18 protein-coding genes and 1 tRNA gene are annotated in these 24,603 nt (G+C 45.4%); 13 read left to right on the top strand and 6 right to left on the bottom strand.

The window, feature by feature from the left end; all coding sequences use genetic code 11:
* The first annotated feature begins 17 nt into the window (after nt 1–17).
* The 9 genes from bamA (at nt 18) to tilS (ending at nt 12,295) form a co-directional block, all read left to right on the top strand.
* The gene (gene bamA, locus RJ41_RS16880; RefSeq protein WP_039223241.1) at nt 18–2,495 is read left to right on the top strand and encodes an outer membrane protein assembly factor BamA; all 2,478 of its coding nucleotides are present in this window, start codon (nt 18–20) and stop codon (nt 2,493–2,495) included.
* 61 nt (nt 2,496–2,556) lie between these two features.
* Entirely contained in the window at nt 2,557–3,072 is a 516-nt protein-coding gene (locus RJ41_RS16875; protein ID WP_014948561.1) for an OmpH family outer membrane protein, read from the top strand.
* Nucleotides 3,073–3,261: 189 nt separating this feature from the next.
* A complete protein-coding gene (fabZ, locus tag RJ41_RS16870; RefSeq protein WP_014948562.1) occupies nt 3,262–3,711 on the top strand; it encodes a 3-hydroxyacyl-ACP dehydratase FabZ in 450 nt (149 codons plus the stop codon).
* Nucleotide 3,712: 1 nt separating this feature from the next.
* Entirely contained in the window at nt 3,713–4,483 is a 771-nt protein-coding gene (gene lpxA, locus RJ41_RS16865; protein ID WP_039223235.1) for an acyl-ACP--UDP-N-acetylglucosamine O-acyltransferase, read from the top strand.
* Nucleotides 4,484–4,485: 2 nt separating this feature from the next.
* On the top strand, nt 4,486–5,634 hold the full coding sequence (gene lpxB / locus RJ41_RS16860; protein ID WP_039223233.1) for a lipid-A-disaccharide synthase: 1,149 nt from the start codon (nt 4,486–4,488) through the stop codon (nt 5,632–5,634).
* The gene (gene rnhB, locus RJ41_RS16855) at nt 5,627–6,199 is read left to right on the top strand and encodes a ribonuclease HII (protein WP_084081944.1); all 573 of its coding nucleotides are present in this window, start codon (nt 5,627–5,629) and stop codon (nt 6,197–6,199) included. Before lpxB ends, rnhB begins: the two co-directional genes overlap by 8 nt.
* Nucleotides 6,200–6,203: 4 nt before the next feature.
* Entirely contained in the window at nt 6,204–9,668 is a 3,465-nt protein-coding gene (dnaE, locus tag RJ41_RS16850; RefSeq protein WP_014997576.1) for a DNA polymerase III subunit alpha, read from the top strand.
* A 68-nt stretch (nt 9,669–9,736) separates the two neighbouring features.
* Nucleotides 9,737–10,693: an acetyl-CoA carboxylase carboxyl transferase subunit alpha gene (gene accA / locus RJ41_RS16845; protein WP_039223230.1), complete on the top strand. Its 957-nt coding sequence runs from the start codon at nt 9,737–9,739 to the stop codon at nt 10,691–10,693.
* 276 nt (nt 10,694–10,969) lie between these two features.
* Nucleotides 10,970–12,295, top strand: coding sequence for a tRNA lysidine(34) synthetase TilS (tilS, locus tag RJ41_RS16840; RefSeq protein WP_039223228.1), 1,326 nt, complete (start codon nt 10,970–10,972; stop codon nt 12,293–12,295).
* 126 nt (nt 12,296–12,421) lie between these two features.
* Here the strand turns inward: tilS and RJ41_RS16835 are convergent, their stop codons facing one another.
* Nucleotides 12,422–13,321, bottom strand: a complete 900-nt coding sequence (locus RJ41_RS16835; protein ID WP_039223226.1) for a GGDEF domain-containing protein — start codon at nt 13,319–13,321, stop codon at nt 12,422–12,424.
* Between the two features lie 261 nt (nt 13,322–13,582).
* Between RJ41_RS16835 and RJ41_RS16830 the strand changes: the two genes are divergently transcribed.
* Entirely contained in the window at nt 13,583–15,550 is a 1,968-nt protein-coding gene (locus RJ41_RS16830; protein WP_084081942.1) for a monovalent cation:proton antiporter family protein, read from the top strand.
* 60 nt (nt 15,551–15,610) lie between these two features.
* Here RJ41_RS16830 and RJ41_RS16825 read toward each other — a convergent pair whose 3' ends face one another.
* Nucleotides 15,611–15,838, bottom strand: coding sequence for a hypothetical protein (locus RJ41_RS16825; protein ID WP_052235510.1), 228 nt, complete (start codon nt 15,836–15,838; stop codon nt 15,611–15,613).
* A gap of 324 nt (nt 15,839–16,162) precedes the next feature.
* Between RJ41_RS16825 and tadA the strand changes: the two genes are divergently transcribed.
* Nucleotides 16,163–16,786, top strand: coding sequence for a tRNA adenosine(34) deaminase TadA (gene tadA, locus RJ41_RS16820; RefSeq protein ID WP_039223219.1), 624 nt, complete (start codon nt 16,163–16,165; stop codon nt 16,784–16,786).
* A gap of 541 nt (nt 16,787–17,327) precedes the next feature.
* Here the strand turns inward: tadA and mltF are convergent.
* Entirely contained in the window at nt 17,328–18,731 is a 1,404-nt protein-coding gene (gene mltF / locus RJ41_RS16815; RefSeq protein ID WP_039223216.1) for a membrane-bound lytic murein transglycosylase MltF, read from the bottom strand.
* A gap of 176 nt (nt 18,732–18,907) precedes the next feature.
* On the opposite strand from mltF, the gene purL reads away from it, so the two are divergent.
* Nucleotides 18,908–22,795, top strand: a complete 3,888-nt coding sequence (purL, locus tag RJ41_RS16810; RefSeq protein ID WP_039223213.1) for a phosphoribosylformylglycinamidine synthase — start codon at nt 18,908–18,910, stop codon at nt 22,793–22,795.
* Between the two features lie 260 nt (nt 22,796–23,055).
* Entirely contained in the window at nt 23,056–23,196 is a 141-nt protein-coding gene (locus tag RJ41_RS19235) for a hypothetical protein (protein ID WP_012517588.1), read from the top strand.
* 156 nt (nt 23,197–23,352) lie between these two features.
* Here the strand turns inward: RJ41_RS19235 and smrA are convergent, their stop codons facing one another.
* From smrA to RJ41_RS16800, 3 genes are all read right to left on the bottom strand, one after another.
* On the bottom strand, nt 23,353–23,940 hold the full coding sequence (gene smrA, locus RJ41_RS16805) for a DNA endonuclease SmrA (RefSeq protein WP_039223210.1): 588 nt from the start codon (nt 23,938–23,940) through the stop codon (nt 23,353–23,355).
* Nucleotides 23,941–24,099: 159 nt separating this feature from the next.
* The gene (locus tag RJ41_RS19535) at nt 24,100–24,225 is read right to left on the bottom strand and encodes a hypothetical protein (RefSeq protein ID WP_276203244.1); all 126 of its coding nucleotides are present in this window, start codon (nt 24,223–24,225) and stop codon (nt 24,100–24,102) included.
* Between the two features lie 132 nt (nt 24,226–24,357).
* Nucleotides 24,358–24,432 (bottom strand) — tRNA-Arg (locus RJ41_RS16800).
* Nucleotides 24,433–24,603: the final 171 nt, after the last annotated feature.

The following is a 24,603-nucleotide window of genomic DNA, read 5'->3' as shown; positions in this document are numbered from 1 at the left end:
CAGGAAAAGAAAAATAGATGAAGTTAAAACAGTTAGTAGCAGCCGGAGCCATTCTTTCCAGTGCTAGCTTTGCCAATGCTGCGGCGCAAGACAGCGAATTTGTCGTTGAAGACATTCGCGTTGAAGGTTTGCAACGTGTTGCACTTGGTGCAGCGCTAACCTACTTGCCCGTTCAAGTTGGTGACGAGCTTAATACATTCAGGGTAACGCAGCTTATTCGCTCGTTATACTCTTCAACTCACTTTGAAAATGTAGAAATTCTTCGCGACGGTAACACGCTTGTTGTGCGTGTGGCCGAGCGCCCAACTATCAGTAATATTATCTTTGAAGGTAACGATGATATTAAAGATGAGCAGCTTCAAGAAAGCTTGGATGGAAACGGTGTTCGCATTGGTGAACCGCTTGATAAGACCGTACTAACTTCTATTGAGAATGGCCTAAAAGACTTCTTTTACAGCATAGGTAAATATAATGCTGACGTGACGGCTATTATTACTCCATTACCGCGTAACCGTGTCGATTTGAAACTACTGTTTGAAGAAGGCGATGCCGCTGAGATTGAGCAAATCAATATTGTTGGTAACGAACTCTTCTCAGACGAAGAGCTGATGGAGGCTTTCGAGCTACAATACGACACGCCTTGGTGGGATTTCTTATCAGAAACTCGCTATCAGCAACAAACGTTGCAAGGTGATATGGAGACTTTGCGTAACCACTATTTAAACCGTGGTTACCTTCGATTTAACGTTGACTCTACTCAAGTGTCGATGACCCCGGAAAAGTCGGGTATTTATATTGCCATGAACGTGACAGAGGGGGAGCAATACACCATTTCTGAAGTGGAACTGGTGGGTGATGTACTTGGGCACGAAGAATATATAGAGCGCGTATTGCCGTTGACAGAGGGCGAGCTATACAACCAAGCGGAAGTGACTTACACAGAAGAATTTATCAGTAAGTATCTTGGTCGCTTTGGGTACGCTTACCCAACAGTAACTACGGTTCCTGAAATTAATGACGAAGACAAAACGGTTAAGCTGACACTATCTGTTGACCCAGGTAAGCGTATATACGTCAACCGTATTAAGTTTAACGGTAACGTGGTAACAGCAGATAGCGTACTACGCCAGAACGTAAGCCAGATGGAAGGCACGTGGCTGTCGAATAACTTACTGGAGTCTTCTAAGAACCAGCTTTCTCGACTTACCTATATGGAAGAAGTTGAGTTTGAAACCATACGTATTCCGGGGTCGGAAGATAAAGTAGACGTTAACTTTAACGTCAAAGAACAGCCTTCGGGCTCGTTTAACGCGGGTATCGGTTACGGTGATAGAACCAAGCTAAGCCTGCAGGCAGGTATCCAGCAAGATAATTTCTTAGGTACGGGTAAACGAGTAGGTCTTAACCTGAGCACAGTTTCGTACCAGCGCAGCGCACAGATTACCTACAACGACCCCTACTTTACGATTGATGGAATAAGCCTAGGTGGTAGTTTAGGGTATAGCGAGTTTGACGGCTCCGACTTTAACGTTATTCAGTACAACTCTAAGCGTTGGTCAATCGGTGCTAATATTGGTTACCCAATTAACGAATTTAACCGTATTAATTTTGGTTTGACCTACAGTAACGTCGAGCTATTTAACCGTGGTTACTACGAGCAAACTGAGCAGTTCTACAACCAGTTTACAAACGGTGAAGACCCTGATGCTGCAATTAAATACGATAGCTACTTAGCCAGTGTAAGCTGGAGCAGAAGCACGCTTAACCGTGGTCTATTCCCAACGGCAGGTTCTTCTCAACGTGCGTCAGTTAGTATTACTACGCCAAACTCAGACGTTAATTATTTTAAAACGGTATTTGACGGTAAGTGGTATTTCCCATTATCTCGTAATCAGCGCTGGTCTTTCCTAACTCGTGTACGTCTTGGCTATGGTAACGGTTATGGCGATATCAACGGCAATGAGCAAATACTTCCGTTTACGGAAAACTTCACTGCCGGTGGTTCAGACTCATTACGCGGTTTTGAAAACAACACAGTAGGCCCTCGTGGTGTGTTTCTTGGTAACTCGGGAAGCATTAGCGGCCCAGATGGTGAAGTGTTCCCAGCAGATCCAGCTGACGCAGCACTCTCATGGTCGACGCGAAGCCTAGGTGGTAACGCTATGGTGCTTGGTGGCGTTGAGCTAATTGTTCCTACGCCATTTGTAGATGAAGAAATGGATAACTCAGTTCGCACAAGTTTGTTTGTGGATGTGGGTAACGTATGGGATACTGAGTTCGATTATGACTACTACAGTCAGTTTAATGTAGCATCAACTCAACGTGGTGAGCTATTGGACTATTCTGACTGGAGTCTGTATCGTAGCTCGGCAGGCGTATCGGTTCAGTGGATTTCACCAATGGGACCTATGGTATTCAGCTTCTCGAAAGCGATACAAGAACGTGATGGTGACGATGCAAGATTCTTCACTTTCAATATTGGTCAAACTTTCTAAGACATTAAAGCGAGCGCATCTAAGATGCGCTCTATAATAAGATTCACAAAAGGAGTTCCCTTTGAAACAGTTGGTTAAACATATCGTTGCAGGAGCAATGTTGGGTAGCGCTTTAGTTAGTACATCTGTAATGGCAGAGCAGAAAGTTGCGGTTGTCGATGTGCAAGGTATTTTCCAAGCGATGCCTCAAGCGGCTGAAATTCAAAACGCTATTCAGGCTGAGTTTAAAGATCAGCTTGAAGAAGTGAATCAACTGCAGCGCGATGGTCAGTTCTATGCAGAACGTCTTCAACGCGACGCGGCAACAATGAGCGATGCAGAGAAGAAAGAACTAGAACAAAAAATCTTGTCAGTACGTGAAGAGCTAGCTAAAAAGGGTCAACCTTTACAGCAAAATATCCAACGTCGTAGCAACGAAGAGCGCAACAAACTTCTTGGTCTTATCAAGCAAGCTATCGACTCTGTTGCAGCGAAGCAAGGTTACGACCTAGTGCTGAATGCTGGTGCAGTTGCGTTTGCAAAAGAAGAGCACGACTTATCTGAGCAAGTTCTTCAGCAAGTAAGCAAAACCAACTAATCAACTACACGAGTAGTTGTAAAATTTATCAGGCCAACTCCCCAAAGGTGTTGGTCTGATTTGTTTTTTGCGCTTAACAGCGTATGGTTGCCGCCGTTTTTAGTTTTTACGGCGAGTTTGACCAAAATACCAATCACAAACATTGGTATAAAACAGTTGTAGGTCATGCTTGTATACAGGAGAAAGTTTTTGGCCAATTCACTTAATACCATCGAAATTCAGGAAATATTGGAATTACTACCACATCGGTATCCGTTCCTACTTGTTGATCGTGTAACAGACTATGTTCTGGGTGAGTCTGTAAAGGCTTATAAAAATATCACTATCAATGAGCCGTGTTTCATGGGGCACTTCCCTGAACAGCCAATTTTCCCAGGTGTATTAATTCTTGAAGCGATGGCACAGGCCGCCGGCGTTTTAGGTTTTAAGACCATGGGCAACAATGATAAGTTATACTTGTATGCAGGGATTGATAATGCACGCTTTAAGCGTCCTGTTGTTCCAGGTGACAGGCTTGAGTTTGATGTTGCTCTGGTAAAAGAGCGCAGAGGGATTTGGAAATTTAAAGGTACTGCAAGCGTCGATGGTGACATCGCTTGTGTTGCAGAGTTTATGTGTGCGATGAGAGAGATAGCGTAACGTGATCCATCCTACTGCGGTAATTTCAGAAAGTGCAAAAATTGGTGAAAATGTCACTATAGGTCCATTTTGTGTGGTAGACGACAACGTCACCATAGGCGATGGCTGTATTCTGAAATCACATGTGGTGGTACGCGGCCCAACGCGTATCGGTAAAAACAATAAGTTTTATCAGTTTTCTTCAATAGGTGAAGACTGCCAAGATAAAAAATATGCGGGTGAACCTACTGAGCTTGTTATTGGTGATGATAATGAGTTTAGGGAAGGGGTAACCGTTCACCGAGGCACTATCCAAGACAACAGCATCACTATTATTGGCTCTCGTGGTTTATTTATGGCTAATGCACACATTGCCCATGACTGTGTACTTGGTGACGATATCATAATTGCAAATAACGTTGCTGTTGCAGGTCACGTTCATATTGATGATTTCGTTATTGTTGGAGGTGCTACAGGTATCCACCAGTTCTGCAAAATCGGCGCTCATGCATTTTTAGGGGCTGGCGGTATTATTCTCCGTGACGTCCCGCCTTTTGTAATGGTAAGTGGCCAGAAGAATATTCCTCAGGGGATAAACTCTGAAGGCTTGAAACGCCGTGGTTTCTCAAAAGAAGAAGTGCTTGAAATTAAGCGCGCCTATAAAGCGATTTATCGTGAAGGCAATACTATTGACGAGGCAGTGGATAAACTTGCTGAACCATCGGAAAAATTTGATGGTGTGGCATTAATGGTCCAGTTTTTACAAGACTCGAAGCGAGGCATTATTCGCTAATTATGTCTAAACCAATCCGTATCGGCATGGTTGCCGGAGAGCCCTCTGGTGACATCCTTGCCGCCGGAATGGTTGCAGAGTTAAAACGCCAATATCCCGATGCGGTTATCGAAGGTATTGGCGGTCCAAATATGATAAACGCGGGTTTTCATAGTCTGTTCGATATGGAAACCTTGTCAGTTATGGGACTTGTTGAAGTCCTTTCCCATCTACCTGCCATCTTAAAAGTTAAAAAGCAGCTGCTCGCACACTTCGAGCAAAACCCACCCGATATTTTTGTGGGTATAGATGCGCCTGATTTTAACTTAAGAGTAGAAAAAGCACTTAAAGTCCGCGGCATCAAAACCATGCACTATGTGAGTCCTACTGTATGGGCGTGGCGTGAAAAGCGCATTCATAAAATAGCGAAAGCGGCTAATCGCGTATTAGGTTTATTTCCTTTTGAGCAGCAGGTTTACGACAAATACAATGTTCCCTACACCTTCGTAGGGCATACAATGGCTGATGCTATAGCCATTGTGCCGGATCAACGCGCATCACGAGACGCATTAGGTATAGATGGTAATGCTCCCATACTGGCAGTACTTCCCGGCTCGCGACGCGGCGAAGTGGATACACTACTTCCAGTTTTTCTTGAGACCATAGAAGCTATTCATGCTAAACGCAGCGACATTCAATTTCTAATTCCTGCGGCTAACGAGCATCGGTTTGCGCAAATAAAAGCAATTTTGCTTGAAGCTGATAATGCAGAGGAACGCTTACCCATTCAGGTAACCCAAGGCACATCGCGGGATGCGATGATAGCTAGCGATGTTATCTTGCTCGCATCAGGCACGGCTACCTTAGAAGCGATGCTGTGCAAACGCCCTATGGTAGCTGCCTATAAACTGGCACCGCTCACGTATAAAATTATGCAGCGCTTGTACAAAGCGCCGTTTTTCACTTTGCCAAACTTATTGGCTGATGAGGCAATTATTCCTGAATTACTTCAAGAAGAGGTAAACGCAGAGAATATGAGCAATCAGTTACTTAACTTTTTCGAAAGTGATAATTCTGCCCTGATTTCCCGTTTCACCGACCTCCACCATACGCTAAAATGCAATGCTGATAAAACAGCAGCAAAAGCTGTCGTGGAGGAATTGTTTGCATAAGTTAATTGCCGGCGTTGATGAAGTGGGTCGCGGCCCGTTAGTAGGTGATGTGGTCACCGCCGCGGTCATTCTCGACCCTGAAAACCCCATTGAAGGGCTAACCGACTCTAAGAAACTGAGTGAAAAAAAGCGCGTAGCCCTTGCCCAAGAAATTCGTGAAAAAGCACTCTACTGGAATATCGGTAGAGCTAGCCCTGAAGAAATAGATAAGCTCAATATACTGCACGCTACCATGCTCGCTATGATCCGCGCAGTGGAAGGCCTGCCAGTAAGGCCTGACTTTGTGCGCGTAGATGGTAACCGGGTTCCTGCGTGGAATTTTGAGTCTGAAGCGGTAGTGAAAGGCGATAGCCTGCACGCAGAAATTTCCGCTGCGTCCATCATTGCCAAAGTAGAGCGAGACAACGATATGATTTCGCTTCACGAGGCCTACCCGCAATATAACTTTGTCGGGCACAAAGGTTACCCCACAAAAGCACACTTTGAAGCCATCGCTGAATATGGCATCTTAGATTGCTATCGAAAAAGTTTTAAACCTGTAAAAGCGCTACTCGAAGAGAAATAACATCATGTCATCGCCATTTATTCATTTACGTGTTCACAGCGACTTTTCGATGATGGACGGCCTGAATAAGGTTAAGCCTATTCTAGGTAAAGTGGCCGCGCTTGGCATGCCTGCCGTGGCGATCACCGACCAAATGAATATGTGTGGCTTGGTAAAATTTTATTCAGAAGCACATAACTTAGGTATAAAACCCATCATTGGTACCGATTTTTGGGTTACCAATGAAGTCTTTGGCGATGAACCTTTCAGACTAACCCTTATTGCAATGAACAATGAGGGATATAAGAACATTACAATTCTTATCTCCAAGGCCTACCTTCGTGGACACTTGGCACACCGTGCGGTTATCGATCAAGAATGGTTAGCAGAGCATAGTGAAGGTGTGATTGTGTTGTCAGGCGCACAGCACGGTGACGTTGGTGTGGGTTTAATGAAAAACAACGCCAAAATTCTCGATAGTGCCCTTGAGTTTTATCAAACGCATTTTCCTGACCGTTTCTATTTAGAGCTTATTCGAACCGGCAGACAGGGTGAAGAGGATTACTTACACCTTGCCGTTGAGCTAGCTGAGCAGCGTGATTTACCCGTGGTCGCCACTAATGAAGTGTGCTTCATAGACCGGGAAGGTTTTGATGCTCACGAAATTCGAGTATGTATTCACGATGGCTACACGCTTGATGATAACCGCCGACCTAAACGATACAGCGACCAGCAATATCTACGCACTGCTGAAGAAATGGTGGAGTTATTTAGCGATATTCCTGAAGCCATAGAAAATACGGTTGAAATTGCTAAGCGCTGTAACGTTACCGTACGGTTAAACGAGTACTTCTTACCGCAATTTCCAACCGGCGGCATGACCACCGAAGACTTCTTAGTTAAGGTGTCTGAAGAGGGGTTGGAAGAACGTTTAGAATTTCTATTTCCCGATGAAGAAGTGCGCAAAGCGAAACGTCCGGAGTACGATGACCGACTTCGCATCGAGCTTGAAGTTATCAACCAAATGGGTTTCCCAGGCTACTTCCTTATTGTAATGGAGTTCATTCAGTGGAGTAAGGATAACGGAATTCCGGTAGGGCCAGGGCGGGGTTCTGGTGCGGGCTCATTAGTGGCCTATGCCCTAAAAATTACCGACCTAGACCCGCTTGAATTCGACTTGCTATTCGAACGTTTCTTGAACCCAGAGCGTGTATCCATGCCCGACTTCGACGTCGACTTCTGTATGGATAGACGAGACGAGGTAATCGATCACGTTGCTGAGCTTTACGGGCGTCAGGCGGTATCGCAGATCATTACGTTTGGTACTATGGCGGCAAAAGCGGTTGTACGCGACGTAGGCCGTGTACTTGGTCACCCTTACGGTTTTGTAGACAGGATCTCAAAGCTTATTCCACCAGATCCAGGCATGACGCTTGAAAAAGCGTTTAAAGCAGAGCCACAGCTACCAGAAGTGTATGAAAGCGATGAGGAAGTGAAAGACCTTATCGATATGGCGCGAATACTTGAAGGGGTTACCCGAAATGCCGGTAAGCACGCCGGTGGTGTTGTTATTGCGCCAACCACTATCACAGATTTCTCGCCGTTGTATTGTGATGACGAAGGTAAAAACCCCGTAACCCAGTTCGACAAAAACGACGTTGAAACGGCGGGCTTGGTAAAATTCGACTTCTTAGGTCTTCGTACGCTGACTATTATTCAGTGGGCAATAGATATGATCAAAGAAGGGAAGAACGTTGATGTCGATATCAGCGCCATTCCTCTTGAAGATCCTAAGAGTTTCAGAACCCTTCAAAACGCCGAGACAACTGCGGTATTCCAGCTGGAATCTCGCGGTATGAAAGAACTAATTAAGCGCCTTAAACCTGACTGCTTCGAAGATATTATCGCACTGGTGGCCCTTTTCCGTCCGGGCCCGCTGCAATCAGGCATGGTAGATAACTTTATTGATCGTAAGCACGGACGTGAAGAAATTTCCTACCCCGATGCAGAATATCAGCACGAGTGCTTGAAAGAAATTCTAGAGCCTACCTATGGCATTATCTTGTATCAGGAACAGGTAATGCAGATAGCCCAAGAAATGGCGGGCTACTCACTGGGCGGCGCTGACTTGCTTCGTCGTGCTATGGGTAAGAAAAAGCCTGAAGAAATGGCGAAGCAGCGCGGCACGTTCGCCGAAGGTGCGAAGGGCAATAATATTGACCCGGACCTTGCGATGAAAATCTTCGACTTGGTAGAAAAGTTCGCGGGTTACGGTTTTAACAAATCTCACTCTGCCGCTTACGCTTTAGTGTCTTACCAGACTTTGTGGCTGAAAGTGCATTATCCTGCGGAATTCATGGCTGCGGTAATGTCGGCAGATATGGATAACACCGATAAAATCGTGACGCTTGTCGATGAATGTGAGCGCATGGGCATCGAAATACTGCCGCCAGATTTAAATGCGGGTAAATACAAATTTACCGTCGATAGCGAAGGTCGCATTGTTTACGGTATCGGTGCGATTAAAGGGGTAGGTGAAGGCCCGATTGAAGCGATTATTGAAGCGCGGGAGACCCAAGGGGCATTTAAGGATCTTTTTGATTTCTGCGCCAAGATAGACATTAAACGGGTAAACAAGCGAGTGCTAGAAAAGCTAGTACTAGCGGGGGCAATGGACAACTTAGGACCCCATCGCGCTAGTCTTATGGCGAGCTTACCCGAAGCCCTTGCCGCCGCTGGACAGCATGCAAAAGCTGAGTCTTTTGGTCAGTCAGACATGTTTGGCCTACTGACTACCGAGCCAGAAGACGTGAAGCAAGCGTTTGCCGACGTCCCTGAGTGGCCTGAAAAAGTATGGCTAGAAGGTGAAAAAGACACGCTAGGCTTGTACTTAACCGGCCACCCCATCAATCAGTATGCGGAAGAACTGCGTTACTACACCGACGGCCGGCTAGTTGATTTAAAACCAACCAACAAAGATCAAATGGCCAGTGCAGTAGGATTGGTACTTGGCGTACGCGTAATGACGAACAAGCGGGGTCGTCGCTGGGCCATAGTGACACTGGATGATAAGAGTGCCAGAATAGACGTACGTTTCTTCCCAGATATGTACGAACAGTTCGAAAGTGTGTTAGAAACTGACAGAATATTGCTTATAAAGGGACAGGTCAGCTTTGATGATTTCTCTGGGGGCAATACAATCACCGCCCGTGATGTAATGGACATTGTTCAGGCACGAGAGAAAAACGCGAGAGCGCTGGCACTTAATATTGATACCCAGCTGCTTGAACCGAAGAAAATGAGTCAGATGCAATCTATCCTGCAGGCATTTAACGGCGGAAGTTGTCCTGTTCAGTTAGCGGTAACCCATCCAGACGCGGAAGTAACCTTGGCGTGTGGTGCAAGATGGTACGTTACCCCTGAAGACCAACTTTTGCACGATCTCAAACAATGTTTGGGAGACAAAGCCGTTTCAATTCTCTACCATTAGGGGCAAGAGGTCGATAGATTGGACATCTCGCGTTTGCATAGACGAGCGTAGTACGAATAGGACATGAAATGAGTATACAGTTTTTGGACTTTGAACAGCCAATAGCCGAACTAGAAGCAAAAATTGAAGAGCTTAGGTTGGTGAATCAAGGTGGCGAGTTTGACGTTGGTATTGAAGAAGAAATCAATAAGCTTCGCGGTAAAAGCGCAGAGCTGACTAAAAAGATCTTTTCTGATCTTGGCGCATGGCAAGTTTCTCAACTTGCACGTCACCCAATGCGTCCTTACACGTTAGATTACATTCCTCGTATTTTTACCGAATTCGACGAGCTAGCTGGCGACCGCGCGTTCGCTGACGATAAAGCGATTGTTGGTGGCCCAGGAATGCTTGATGATCAGCCTGTGATGATTATTGGTCATCAGAAAGGGCGTGACACCAACGAAAAAATTAAGCGTAACTTCGGTATGCCTAAACCAGAAGGCTACCGTAAAGCTTTGCGTCTTATGAAGATGGCTGAGCGCTTTAACATGCCTATCATCACTTTTATCGATACGCCGGGAGCGTATCCAGGTGTTGGCGCTGAAGAGCGCGGCCAAAGTGAAGCAATCGCGAAAAATTTATTCGAAATGGCTGAGCTTACTGTTCCAATCGTGTGTACCGTAATCGGTGAAGGTGGTTCAGGTGGTGCACTAGCGATTGGTGTTGGCGATCGCGTTAATATGCTCCAATATTCTACGTACTCAGTTATTTCACCAGAAGGTTGTGCGTCTATTTTGTGGAAAAGCGCAGAAAAAGCCCCACTTGCTGCTGAAGCGATGGGCGTAAGTGCGCCACAGATTAAAGAGCTAGGCCTGATTAACAGTATTGTTGAAGAGCCTTTAGGTGGTGCACATCGCGATCACAATGGCATGGCGGCTAATTTGAAGGCCGTGATTAAGCAGCAGCTTAACCAGCTTAAAGAACTAGATAAGACTAAATTGATGGAAGAGCGTTACCAGCGTTTAATGTCGTTTGGTTATTGCTAATTTCATTAAGAAAACTAGCATAAAATTGCATTTAGCCGCTATGTACACCTGCGCTCTATCAGTTTAGACGCTTGATATAAAATCTCGCGAGCGGTGGCTTAATTCATGTTGGTTCATGTAATGTGGCATAAGAACATGGGGGTTGTTTACCATAGGTAACCAACCCCTTTGTCTTATTAAAAAGTGTGTTATTAGAAAGTGTGTTATTAGAAAGCCAGTGCTAAGCCAAGTACCCCTAATAGAAATTGAGTTGAAAGAATAAGGTATTATCGGTCTGTGACCCCTCTACAATCCCCAACAATCGAACATATCGTTAGCCGCATAGCGACATCTCTTACCGATGTAAAGCTACCACTTCAAACGCCACTCGTCGTTGCTTACAGCGGTGGTGTGGATTCGACCGTCCTGCTCCAAGCCGTTATTGCGTATAGGGAACAGTTTGATAGCCCAATTCATGCTGTACATGTACATCACGGTTTAAGTGATAATGCCGAACAGTGGGCAAAGCACTGCGAATTACAGTGTCGTCTTGAAGACGTAGCATTTCATTTGTATCGAGTTGATGTTGATACGGGGTCGAGAAAAAGCCTGGAAGCAGAAGCGCGTAAGGTTCGATACAACGCATTGTTAGAAGTGTGTGACCAAATAGGCGGTGTACTGTTATTAGGACAACATGCCGAAGATCAGCTTGAAACCGTATTGCTCCAGCTCAAACGCGGTGCTGGTCCTCAGGGCTTAGCGGGTATGGGAGAAGTTCAGTACCGAGGTGACACCTTGATAATGCGCCCTATGCTAGCACTAGAGAAAGCCGAGATTGTGGCTTATGCCGAAGAGGAAATGTTGCAGTGGGTTGAGGATGAATCTAATCAGCAAAATAGCTTTGATAGGAACTTCTTAAGGAACGAAATTATACCTCACTTGCTGGCGCGATGGCCTAAGTTGACCAAAACCGTGGGGCGCAGCGCCGAGCTTTGTGCTGAACAAAGCGCACTAGTCAGCGATTCTGCCCAAAAATATTTTGAAGATTGTAAACGAACAGCTCTCAGGCTCGACGGGCAACAACTCGCTGCATTGTCGTTACCGTGGCAGGCTATGGTCATTCGCGCGTGGTTTCGAGCTCAAGGCGAGCTGTCGCCGTCAAAAGCACAGACAGACCAAGTTCTCGCAATGCTAAAGGCAAAGCACGACGCAACCCCTGAAGTAAACTTTAAATGGGGCAGGGTAATACGGTTTGACCAAGACCTTTATTGGGTGGTGAACGCTACTCATGAAGTACCGCAAAACCTAGAATTAGCGCCCAACCAAGATATCGCGCTTCCTTGGCTTAGAGGCCATATTCGAATTGCAGTGCCAAAAGCGCGAGAAGAAGATACCGTTTCTCTGCAAACCAATGCTCGCAACCTTAAAGTAAAGCCAGAAAATGCGAACGTATCTAAGTTGCTGAAAGAATGGTTTAAGGTATGGCGCGTGCCAAGGTGGGAGCGAAACGGCGTGCCGGCAATCTTGATTAACGACGAGCCCATCGCACTGATTGTTGAAGGACGGTGTGTTTATCTGCAGCCCAAAGCGCCAGATATAGAAATAACCTTTAGTCTCGACTGAATCTATGTAGCACTAAAAGTGCCTTTTTTTGGAAAGGGCTAGATACTCTTGTTTATGGTATCCATGGCAATAATGTGCAAAAGCGGCATTGCTTTGCCGCCATCCTGATAAATTCAAATCGCGACGTTACGCTGCGTGATAGCTATTTTTGCCAGAGTTTTTCACGCGATACAGGGCGTTGTCAGCACGGTCAAACAAGCTGCTTATCGTGTCGCCGTCGCGATAAATCGCGCCACCAAGGCTGGTTGATATTCCTAAGCGAGACAAGTAGTTGGAGCTATTTATGCTCATTTGTATTCGTTGAGCGGCGCACGCTAATTGTTGCTGGGTCTGGCAGTCTAACAAGCAACAAAACTCATCGCCGCCATAGCGGAACGCTTCGTCTTCATCCCGCAAAACATTAGCTAAATGTGATGCAACATGGACAAGTACTTTGTCACCTTCACTATGACCAAAATTATCATTCACGTATTTAAAGTTATCTAAGTCGATCACCAAAAGTGCGAAAGGGTCGTCGTGTCTATGCGCCCAACCGAGTTGTCTTGTCATTGACTGCTCAAAGCCCGTACGGTTACCCAAGCCAGTTAACACATCTTTAGTTGCCATCTGCTGCACACGCATCAATGAAAGAGCGTGCTTTACTTGTTTTCCAAATAAATCATGCAGTTGGAATAGACCCTCCCGTTGCGATAACGATAAGGGTGAACTAATGTAATAATAGACATGAGCTTGATCGCCATTAACGGCATTAGCACCTTGTAGTGGTAAATCCATCAGTGTTGACGATATTTTTGCATTACCGTACACCCAACGGGAGTCAAAATCAGATAAGCTGAAACCAACAACCGGCAGTAACGTATTTAGCTGCTGAAAATACACGCCACCTAGCTCTTGTAGTTCAAGCGTAGAAAGTAGCTGCGTGATAAAGCCTGATAATTCACTAAAAGAGAGTGATTTACCTGTGCTCTCAGCAGGGTAAAAATTGTTATGTTGTGTGCTATCGTAGACTGACGTTGAAAAATCCACAGTAGTGCCCCTATACAAAATGCGTTGGTATGCAAAGAAACAAGTGTCAAAGCCCTGACGTTTCTGTGGCCACAATCGCATTTTCGCGATATTTATGACGATCACAGCGGCAAAACTTGCCGGATCTGCATTTGTAAAGGGGATACTGCAAGCTAAATGCCAACAACATGATTATGGCGCTAGTCTTTAGCTTAAAACGCAAAGCCGTCCTGTTTGACGAGTTTTTTTACGAATGGAAGTGAACGTGTTCTAGGAGGTTACGTGGGAACGAGTTTTTTGAATATCGTAATACTGATGTTTATATCGGTATGTGCCGTCGCATTATTTAAACGCATTCATCTCCCTCCAATTCTTGCTTACCTCTTTGCCGGAGTGCTCGCTGGTCCACAATTACTTTCCGTGTTTGCACACCCAGAAGAAATGCACCTGCTCGCTGAAGTAGGCATAGTGTTCTTACTCTTTTCACTAGGTCTTGAATTTTCGTTACCTAAATTGTTGGCAATGCGCTCTTTAGTATTTGGCGTGGGACTCGGGCAAATGTTATTCACTACTGCAGTGTTTACCTGTGTTCCTCTGTTTCTCGGTATTCCAATAAGTGCGTCCATCATTATTGGTGGTACGCTGGCGTTAAGCTCAACCGCTATTGTAATTAAGCAAGCCACCGAAATGGGTATTCTTAATAACAGGCGTACACAGTTAGCGGTGAGTATCTTACTCTTTCAAGATTTAGCGGTGGTTCCTTTCCTAATTGCTATTCCTCTTTTAGCACAAACTGGCGAGGTAAGTATTGCGCTAGCTTTAGGCGAGGCGTTGCTTAAAGGTGTGTTTGTCATTGGGTTTCTAATGTCAGTGGGTAAGTGGTTACTACCTTGGGTGTTTAGAGAGGTAGCAAGAACAAGGACTGACGAGCTGTTTGTTCTGACCACTATATTGATTGCCCTATTGGCAGGAGGGCTAACTTATTACTTCGGGCTATCCATGGCGCTAGGCGCTTTCTTGGCGGGTATGATGTTGGGGGAAAGCCAATACAAGTATCAACTTGAAGCCGACATTCGTCCGTTTCGAGATATTTTAATGGGGTTATTTTTTGTTACCGTGGGTATGCAGTTAGAACTCACTGTACTGTGGAACAGCCTGTTTGAGATTGTTTTTGGCGTTTTTGCTTTGATGATAGCTAAAGTCATTTTAGTAAGAGGCGCATCTCTATTAGTTAAAACCGATGCAATAGATGGCTGGTCTGCTGGGGTTAAACTTTGTCAGATTGGCGAGTTTAGTTTTGTAATTGCTGCGCTTGCTACGACACACGGCGTGCTAACGTCTGAGCAGTCATCGCTGATTGTGTGTATGGGTGTAATCAGTATGGCGTTAACGCCCTGGCTTATGAATAACAGCGTCACCATAGCAAGACGCATTGTTAACAAGGATATCTCGTTCGATGAAAATGCGAGCTTTGGTAGTGCAGAGCCGTTAACCAACCACGTCATTATTTGTGGGTTTGGCCGCGTAGGACAGTCGGTAGCTCGCATGCTGAAAATGGAAGGCATTCATTTTGTTGCTATAGATATGGACCCTGTCAGGGTGCACGAGAGTCGAAACGCGGGAGAGCCCGTTATTTTCGGTGATGCGAGTCAAAAAGATATATTGATTAATGCCAATGCAGAAAGCGCCAAGCTTGTGCTTGTTACCTTTGATCAAGTCGATAAGGCGAAGCAGGTGATAACGCAGACACGCAGTATAACGAACACTACTGATGTCATGGTGCGTACTAAGCGAGATTATCAACTAGAAAGCTTGTATAACGCAGGCGCTAATCAAGTCGTGCCCGAGTTACAAGAAGGCAGCTTGATGTTGGTATCGCAGGTGCTCCACTATGCTGGTGTGCCGATGTCGCGAATTTTGAAACGGGTTCGCGCTGAGAGGAAAGGTCGTTATGATCATCTGCATGGCTTTTACCCGGGAGAAACGACAGAAATCACCTACGGCACCGAAGACAAGTTAGAGTTTATCCATGCTGTGGTGTTGTCCGAACATGCGTCCTGTATTGGCAAAGCCATAAAAGATATTGATTTTTCGAGAATGCGAGTGGCGATTAAAGGGTTAAGGCGGGATGGAAATGAAGTTAAAGACCCAGATCAAGATGCTATTTTGAAAGCCCATGACGTACTGGTGATCGCGGGTAAACCCCGTCGGGTAGAGCGGGCGGAACGCAAGTTACTAGAAGGGAGCTAGCGCGCATTTAAATGTAGCGCGCTTGCCGGAGAATAAGTGTTGCATTATGTGAATTAAAACTTAGGCAACGCGGTCGCTTTCTAAGTCTGCAAATTGCTTTTTTAGGTCGTAGCGCTCATCTGTCACTATCTTCTCGAGCACTGAAACACGCTCCTTAAGTTCTGCAATTTCGGCTTTGTAGGCTTCGGTCTCTTTACTGCTAAGTTTCTTTTTACTTTTGTCTTTTGCACTTTCGACAATGGTAACTAACGCCCAAGCACAAATGGCTACTATTGCAATCGCTGTCATGTCCACGGTGGTATCCCTCACAAATGGCTTTAAAAGAGTGTAGGTGAAAATTTGGTTTGTTGCCTAATTCACCCAGTATTTTGTCAAATACGTATTGGTAATAATTACTGCATTGCTTCAAGTACTATAGTGGTTATCTAATATGGTTTTTAGTAAAAAATGTAACCAGTTAAGTCCTTCACACCAGCAGTGTTATAATGAGAGCTTGCAAGTAGGTTGCCAAGTGACAAAAGTCATTACATTCTAACAAGTTAGAATGTTTACCTAAGCTAAAACAAAATAATTTTTAATGAAATTCACCAAGTAAAGTAGCAAAATTGACGAATGAGTGACCAAAATAGCAACTGTTCATCTTCAGACTTAGGCCTTGTAAATAAGCAAGCGCTGCAACCAGAAGCTGTGCAAGAACAGCAGGCTGTAATTTCTACGGAAGAAATCGTGACGCAAGAAGACGAGATGTGGATGAGACATGCACTCGCGTTAGCTGATAAGGCTGAATCGCACGGCGAAGTGCCTGTTGGTGCCTGTGTGGTGTTAAACGGCAAGCTTATAGGTGAAGGGTTCAATACCCCGATAACGGATAACGACCCGTCTGCCCATGCAGAGCTGCGCGCTGTTAAAGAAGCCGCATCTTTTGTACAAAATTACCGACTTATTGATGCTACCTTGTATGTTACGTTAGAACCTTGTTCTATGTGTGCAGGTATGCTTGTGCATGCACGAGTAAAGCGTGTGGTGTTTGGTGCTAAGGATGCGAAGACTGGCGCTGCAGGTTCAGTAATGAACCTCTTACAACATCCTGCGCTTAATCATCATCTTGAGATCGTATCTGGCGTACTAGCTGACGAGTGCGCTAACAAGTTGTCAGATTTTTTTCGCAAGCGCAGGAAAGAGATCAAGGCAGCCAAAAAGGCGAAACGATTGCTAGAGGGTGATGCTTCAAGCTGATTTTATAGCTTTGTATGAAGACGTGCTTATTAGCGTGTTCGCCTTTTGGGTTCGTATGGTTTACAGGTTAAATCATAAAGAACCAAACAGCATAAAGTTAGCTTAGCTAGGTGTGCGGGTTAACTGGGTGAACATATCACTCGTAACAAATAGCTTGCGGCGTTGAAGTACTTTTTGGTGACAACGCTTAAGCATAAGTCTGCGTCTATTGTTGTTTTTCAATTTTATTCCTTTTTTCATAAATCGATTTTTTTTCATTTACTTTCCTTTCTCATATTGTGGGCACTCCTTGCTTGCCGAGGCCACTTTCTTCCGTCATACAAAGCGCTTTGTTTTTTGGCTCGATCCCCGCGTTTATCCAGGGGAAGCCTAAGAGAGCGTGCGCTCTTAAAGTGCCTAAGCTCTTTTGGGAGCTTATTATCGTTAAGAAAAACCGTTGTTTAGAGAAAGTAAGTCAGCGTCTGACTAACTTCCTTTAAGAGTACGGCATAAAGATGACATCGAAATGACAATTTTCAATAGAATGAGAAAACGAACAGCATTAAATTTTTCCCTGTTCGTCTAGCCAAACTAAGCTGTCATAATAGCGACGAATGTTTTCGACATATTGCAGCGCTTCATCGCCTCTGGCATAGCCATAGCGTGTAGTGCGGTAATATTTCTTTTGCCTCAATTGTGGCAAGCGGCGTTTCACATCTACCCACAAGTCAGGGTTACCGCCCTGTTGCTCGGTAAGTACCCGCGCATCTTCTAAATGACCCATACCGATATTATACGACGCCATGGCCATCCAAGTTCTATCAGGCTCGCTTATTCGCGCGGGTATGCGATTGAGTAAACTGGCAAAATAACGCGACCCTCCGCGAATACTTTGTTCGGGGTCGGTTCTGTCATCCACATCCCAGTCACTTGCTGTATCCAGTGTTAACATCATTAGTCCGCGGACCCCAGTTCTTGAAATGGCGTCACTGTCCCAATGACTTTCTTGATAGCTCATGGCCGCAAGTAATCGCCAGTCTAAGTCACCAGCGTACTGTTGAAATAAGGGTTTGTATTGGGCTAGAGCTGTCTCGGCGGCATAATTAAAGGCGCGACTGTCGACGTAATCAAACTGGCGAATATGACCAAAGTATTTGTCTTCTAACACCGTAAACCAGCCTGACTGATGTACGGTACCAAAGTATTCTATCAGTGCTGCTTTCACCGAGTCGTCTTGATTTAATGGGAGCGCCCACGCCATCGGCATATCTTCATGAAGCGTTTTGGCTACGGCGAGGTTAGGGTAGCGTCTGCGCTGTAAGGCCAAGCGGTTGCTATCGGCAACTGTGTATGCGATGTCGCCATTAGCAACCTGCTGCAATAGTTCTTCAGAGTCAGAATCTTCAGTAGTGACGACTTCGGTTCTTAATGAGACTTTCTGGCTATCTGTTTCTTTATCGCTAAAACCGTTAAGTAAATCTGAAAGTAGGTGTGCTTGGCTGCTTCCTGCAACTGCAATGATAGGGGAGTCGAGTTCTAACAGCTCTCTTGGTTTTGATGTGCCTGCCTGAAAAACCAGTTCTTGTTTCACGTGTTGATAGGCAGGCCCGTAAGCGAAGCGGTTTTTAAGCGATGACGTTACTGCATCGCCTGTTGCGACAATGTCTAGGTTACCTTCTTCTAATTGTTCCAGCATGACTTCGTAGCTGTAGAACGGATACAGGTCGAGCGTTACGCCAAGGTAATCGGCAAAACCCGCCAGTAATTCATATTCAAAACCTTGTGGGCCTTCTGCGCCGTTATAAAATGTCCCTGCACCATAAACGGTTCCCACGCGGATCGATTCCCGTTCCAACAATGAAGAAAGGGCAGTGGGGACTGTAGGAACGCCACAGCTCATAACAGCAATAGATAATATGATTATTAATTGTAGTTTTAATCGTTTTTTATAGTCTTGTGACTGCATAGACCTTTACTTATTGTCATTAAACCATCTAAGTTTAAAAAAAAGTTCATGTAAGCGCGTTATGAGGTTACTTACTGCGCATAATTACTCTATAATCCGCGCCGAAATACTCATCAATCCAAGAGGCAACGCGTCGCATTGGTGGTCGTTGTTTCTAACAAACCAGGTAAATCAATATGTTGGTCCTTCGAGGCGCTCCTGCACTATCAGAGTTTAACCAAACTAAACTGATTGCAAAGCTGGGTCAATCCGGCGTTAGGGTTAAAAACCTATATAGCGAATATGTTCACCTAGTCGATTCCCAAGGTGACTTGTCTAAGCAGCAAATAGAGATACTCGAGAAGCTGCTCACTTACGGCCCCGCGAGGCAAGCACAAACCCCTTCTGGAACCTTCTTCCTCATTACTCCTCGCCCCGGCACTATCTCTCCCTGGTCTTCTAAAGCCACCGACATCGCTCACAACTGCAGTCTAAAAAATATCAACCGCATAGAACGTGGTTGTGCGTTTTATATAGAAACAGAACATGCTGTGAGTGAAGATGATTTTGCGCTTATCGCTAGCTTCTTACACGACAGAATGACTGAGTCAGTGTTTACGAACACTGAAGAGGCGGCGGTATTATTTGCTCACACCGAAGCTAATACTTTTACCAGTATAGATGTATTAGGCGAAGGCAAAGACGCGCTAGTTAATGCAAATGTGTCGTTAGGCCTTGCATTGGCTGATGATGAGATTGACTACCTGTTTGACAGCTTTACTAAGCTAGGCAGGAACCCGACTGACGTTGAACTTTATATGTTTGCGCAAGCAAACTCTGAACACTGTCGTCACAAAATTTTTAACGCTAGCTGGACCATTGATGGCGAGGACCAAGAGAAGTCGCTGTTTAAAATGATCAAAAACACCTACGAGTTGTTACCTGATCACGTGTATTCAGCTTACAAAGATAACGCAGCGGTAATGGAAGGATGGCAAGCAGGTCGCTTCTTCCCGAACCCGCAGTCACACCAATACGAATACCATCATGAAAATATTGATATTTTGATGAAGGTAGAAACCCATAACCACCCAACGGCAATTTCACCTTTCCCAGGTGCGGCAACAGGCTCTGGTGGTGAAATCCGTGATGAAGGTGCTACTGGTCGTGGTTCAAAACCTAAAGCGGGTTTGGTTGGTTTTACCGTATCTAACTTGCGTATTCCTGGTGCTGAACAGCCTTGGGAATTTGAATACGGCAAGCCACAGCGTATTGTAAGTGCTCTTGATATTATGCTTGAAGGCCCACTAGGTGGCGCTGCGTTTAACAACGAGTTTGGTCGTCCTGCTCTACTGGGTTATTTCCGTACCTTTGAGCAAGAAGTAAATAGCTTCAACGGTGTTGAAGTGCGCGGCTATCACAAACCTATTATGTTAGCTGGTGGTTTAGGTAACATTCGTCGCGAGCATATTGAAAAAGGCGAAATCACGGTAGGCGCTAAGCTTATTGTGCTTGGTGGCCCTGCAATGAATATTGGTCTTGGCGGCGGTGCAGCATCATCTATGGCGTCTGGCCAATCAAACGAAGACTTAGATTTTGCTTCAGTACAGCGAGACAACCCTGAAATGGAGCGTCGCTGTCAGGAAGTGATTGATGCATGTTGGCAGTTAGGGGATAACAATCCTATCCAGTTTATCCACGATGTGGGCGCAGGTGGTCTTTCAAATGCACTGCCTGAGCTGGTTAATGACGGTGGCCGTGGCGGTAACTTTGAGCTTAGAAAAGTATTGTCAGATGAGCCAGGTATGACACCTCTGGAGCTATGGTGTAACGAATCCCAAGAGCGCTATGTTTTATCTGTTGCGCCTGAAAATATGCCAGTGTTCGAAGCAATTTGTGCCCGCGAACGTGCGCCGTTTGCTGTGGTTGGTGAAGCCACTGCCGAGCAGCACCTCAACCTGAACGACAGCCAGTTTGACAACAAACCAATCGATATGCCTCTTGATGTACTTTTAGGCAAGCCGCCTAAAATGCACCGCGACGTAAGCTCGACCAAGGTTAGCTCGCCAGCGCTAAACGAGGCAGGCATTACCTTAAGTGATGCAGCAAATCGCATTTTATCTTTGCCTACCGTGGCAGAGAAAACCTTCCTTATCACCATTGGCGACCGCTCAGTTACCGGCCTTGTAAGTCGTGATCAAATGGTGGGCCCATGGCAGGTGCCAGTGGCAGATGTGGCGGTTACTGCAACAGCGTTTGACACCTACCACGGTGAAGCGATGTCGATGGGTGAGCGTACGCCTGTCGCGTTACTATCGCACGGCGCGTCTGCGCGTCTTGCTGTGGGTGAAGCGTTAACCAATATTGCCGCAGCAAACATCGGCGATATTAAGCGCATTAAACTGTCTGCAAACTGGATGGCAGCAGCCGGACACCCCGGTGAAGATGCAGGTCTATATGAAGCGGTTAAAGCCGTGGGTGAGGAGCTTTGCCCAGAGCTAGGCCTAACCATTCCTGTGGGTAAAGACTCTATGTCGATGAAAACGGCATGGAATGAAAACGGTGAAGATAAAGCGGTGACTTCTCCGCTATCACTCGTTATCTCTGCCTTTGGCGCAGTAAAAGATATTCGCAAGACCCTAACGCCTCAGCTACGTACAGACAAAGGCGCAAGCCGCTTGCTGCTACTCGATTTGGGCGAAGGTAAAAATCGCTTGGGCGCGAGCTGCCTGGCACAAGTCTATACTCAGCTTGGTGATAGCCCAGCAGATGTGGTCTCTGCAACTCGCCTTAAAGCCTTCTTTGACGCAATGCAGACGTTAATTGAAAAAGGCTTGGTGTGTGCTTATCACGACCGTTCAGACGGTGGCCTGTTTACCACCGTTGCTGAAATGGCCTTTGCTGGTAAAACAGGTGTAAGCATCAACCTTGATAGCCTAGTTGGAAACGACATTGCCGTATTGTTCAATGAAGAACTAGGTGGCGTAATCCAAGTGCTTGAAAGCGATATGGATGCCGTTAACGCAGTACTGACTGAATTCGGTTTAACTGAATTGACTCACGATATCGGTACGCTTAATAGCACTGACATGATTGAGTTTAGTCGCGGTGGCGTTGCTGTACTTGCAGATAGCCGCGTATCTATGCGTACGACGTGGGCACAAACCACGTTTGAAATGCAGAAACTGCGTGATAACCCTGAGTGTGCTGAACAAGAACACGCGGCAAAGCAAGATGCTGCCGACCCAGGTTTGCATGCTGCGTTGTCTTATGATGTAAACGAAGACGTGGCAGCTCCCTATATTGCCAAAGGTGTTAAGCCAAAAGTGGCGATTTTAAGAGAGCAGGGCGTTAACTCGCATCTTGAAATGGCAGCGGCGTTTACTCGTGCTGGCTTCGATGCTATCGATGTGCACATGAGTGACGTGTTGGCTGGCCGCATTACCCTTGAACAGTTTGCGGGTCTTGCGGCTTGTGGCGGTTTCTCTTACGGCGATGTGTTAGGTGCAGGTGAAGGCTGGGCAAAATCTATATTGTTTAACAGCATAGCTCGCGATCAGTTTGAAAGCTTCTTTAACCGGAACGACACGTTCAGCTTAGGTGTGTGTAACGGCTGTCAGATGCTATCGAACCTTAAATCATTGATTCCTGGCACTGAGCACTGGCCACATTTCGTGACCAACCAGTCGGCGCGATTTGAAGCCCGTGTTGCAATGGTCGAAGTGATGGAATCTAAGTCTGTGCTGCTTGATGGCATGGCAGGTTCGCGTATGCCTATTGCTGTGTCGCACGGTGAAGGTCAGGCTGAATTTGCCAATGACAACGCGCTATCGCAAGTAGGCGCGCAGGTGGCGATGCGTTACGTAGACAACTACGGCAAGCCAACCATGCAATACCCGGCTAACCCGAACGGTTCACCACAAGGGATTACGGGCTTAACTTCACTAGACGGGCGAAGCACTATTATGATGCCTCACCCTGAACGTGTATTTAGAGCCGTTGCAAACTCATGGCGTCCAGACGATTGGCAAGAAGACGGTGCGTGGATGCGTATCTTCAGAAATGCCCGTAAATTTGTTGGGTAATAAAACACGCTTATTTTGACTAAAACAGGGGGAAACCCCTGTTTTAGTCAGTAGAAAAATACTGTTTAATAAATATACATACTATAAATAGGCGTCAAAGCTTTGGCAAAGTGTCAAAAATCTGATTTTTGCCCTTGTCATCAGTTTGTCACTGATCTATTGTAGTGCAAGCAAGGATTGCATCTAGGTTACAGGAGTTGAGTTAGGGTTGTACCAGTATTTGGCATTTGCTTACTGGTTTTAATAATAAGAGACGACCAATGAATCGTTCTTCAAAAGGGTTTGGCTTAACCGGAGTGGCTGTAGCTGTAGTGCTGATGTTCGTAACTGCTGTTTTTAGCACATCTGCGAAGTCTGCCGAAGCTCCAACAACGCTAAGTGTGCTGTCTTCAGTTAAGTAGTCTGAAAGAAAAATTCTAACGCCCGTATCAAGTTACTTGATACGGGCGTTAATCATTGAGGCTATGAAAAAACTTTTGGCTTGTTGCGTTTTATAAAAAGCTTAAAAAGAGACGAACCAAATGCACAGTCGAAGCCTACAAAACTTATCTATCACTTTAACCTTTCTTATTTTTTTCTCTGTTTATTAGTTTTTGCTGAGGATGCTTTTTCAAAAGCACATATGTAGCACCAAACCCGCCGTGCATGGGTTGCGCAGTATGATAGGCAATGACTTCGTCTAGTTCTCTTAGCCAATGGTTAACATAACTTTTTTTCAAAGCGGGAAACGGCTTACTATTTTCCCCTGTTCCATGCTTTATGAGCATGGCACGAACCCCACGTTCGTGACTTGATTTAATAGTGCTATAAATCAGGTCGCGGCTTTGCTCTAAGGTTTTTCCTGAAAGTGTTATGTTAGCCTCTAAAGGGTATTTACCAAGGCGAAGCTTTTTAAAAACGCCGTCTTGAATACCGGGCTGTTGGAAGTGTATAAAATCATCAGGAGGTACTGGCTTTACACCTTCCATGCTCAGTGGATTAGCGAGTTTCTCGCGGACGCTTAACTGCCTTGCGGCACGTTTTTGTTTTTCAGCGAGCGCCTTTTCAGGGTCGTGTAATAAAGCCTTATCATCTGATGCAATAGGTTTTACATCTTGCATTTCTGCAAAAAACGAATCGATATCGTCGTTTTCAAATTGGCTCATACTATTCCCCGTATTAACTACTACATCATTATTTATACGTTATTTTTTGCCTGATGGTCTATGCGAAGTGTACTTATTGGAAAGCTAAACGCGCAGATAGACGATGCTTAAAATAGGCAACGGCTATAAAAGTGGGGATTAATTTTGAAATTTCATCGTTTAGAAAATAGCACCGGGCTCAGATAGTGCCTCTATGGCAAACCATTCCTCTTCGGTAAATGTTGAATCACTAGGTGTTTCAACATCATCGCCAGTTTCTTTTTGGGGGGACGAATCGAAAGTCATTGTACTCTCCTGTTTAGCAGAGTATTGCTCAATTCGATTGAATTACAACCAAAGTAGATGAAATAAACATGATGATAGGGGAGCGAAATGTATAGCAAGGTTTACTGTATTTTGGGTTTAAGCCCGCCAGAATGGCGTCCCCAGCTGGAATCGAACCAACATCTAAGCCTTAGGAGGGCCTTGTTTTATCCATTAAACTATGGGGACCTAATGCGTAAGAATATCTATTATACGTAGTTCCGCAAAATACGAAACCCTTCGATTAATCAATAAGGTGCAGTGTTTTACAACAGCGCACTTATGCGGCTAAAGCGGCTTATCTATGCAGATTAGTATTGAATACCATGTGGTTCTAGGCTACCCAATAAAAAGCCCCCG

The sequence above is a fragment of the Alteromonas marina genome (genome assembly GCF_000808575.1).
In the GTDB taxonomy this organism is placed as follows: domain Bacteria; phylum Pseudomonadota; class Gammaproteobacteria; order Enterobacterales; family Alteromonadaceae; genus Alteromonas; species Alteromonas marina_A.
Note: the sequence above shows the minus strand (reverse complement) of the source record. Positions and strands in the feature narration are given on the sequence as shown.

Coding starts and splice junctions, on each gene's coding strand:
- bamA (WP_039223241.1), top strand. CDS start 18: ATGAAGTTAAAACAGTTAGTAGCAGCCGGAGCCATTCTTTCCAGTGCT.
- RJ41_RS19535 (WP_276203244.1), bottom strand. CDS start 24,225: ATGACTTTCGATTCGTCCCCCCAAAAAGAAACTGGCGATGATGTTGAA.
- purL (WP_039223213.1), top strand. CDS start 18,908: ATGTTGGTCCTTCGAGGCGCTCCTGCACTATCAGAGTTTAACCAAACT.
- mltF (WP_039223216.1), bottom strand. CDS start 18,731: ATGCAGTCACAAGACTATAAAAAACGATTAAAACTACAATTAATAATC.
- lpxB (WP_039223233.1), top strand. CDS start 4,486: ATGTCTAAACCAATCCGTATCGGCATGGTTGCCGGAGAGCCCTCTGGT.
- tadA (WP_039223219.1), top strand. CDS start 16,163: ATGAGTGACCAAAATAGCAACTGTTCATCTTCAGACTTAGGCCTTGTA.
- dnaE (WP_014997576.1), top strand. CDS start 6,204: ATGTCATCGCCATTTATTCATTTACGTGTTCACAGCGACTTTTCGATG.
- RJ41_RS16825 (WP_052235510.1), bottom strand. CDS start 15,838: ATGACAGCGATTGCAATAGTAGCCATTTGTGCTTGGGCGTTAGTTACC.
- accA (WP_039223230.1), top strand. CDS start 9,737: ATGAGTATACAGTTTTTGGACTTTGAACAGCCAATAGCCGAACTAGAA.
- RJ41_RS19235 (WP_012517588.1), top strand. CDS start 23,056: ATGAATCGTTCTTCAAAAGGGTTTGGCTTAACCGGAGTGGCTGTAGCT.
- smrA (WP_039223210.1), bottom strand. CDS start 23,940: ATGAGCCAATTTGAAAACGACGATATCGATTCGTTTTTTGCAGAAATG.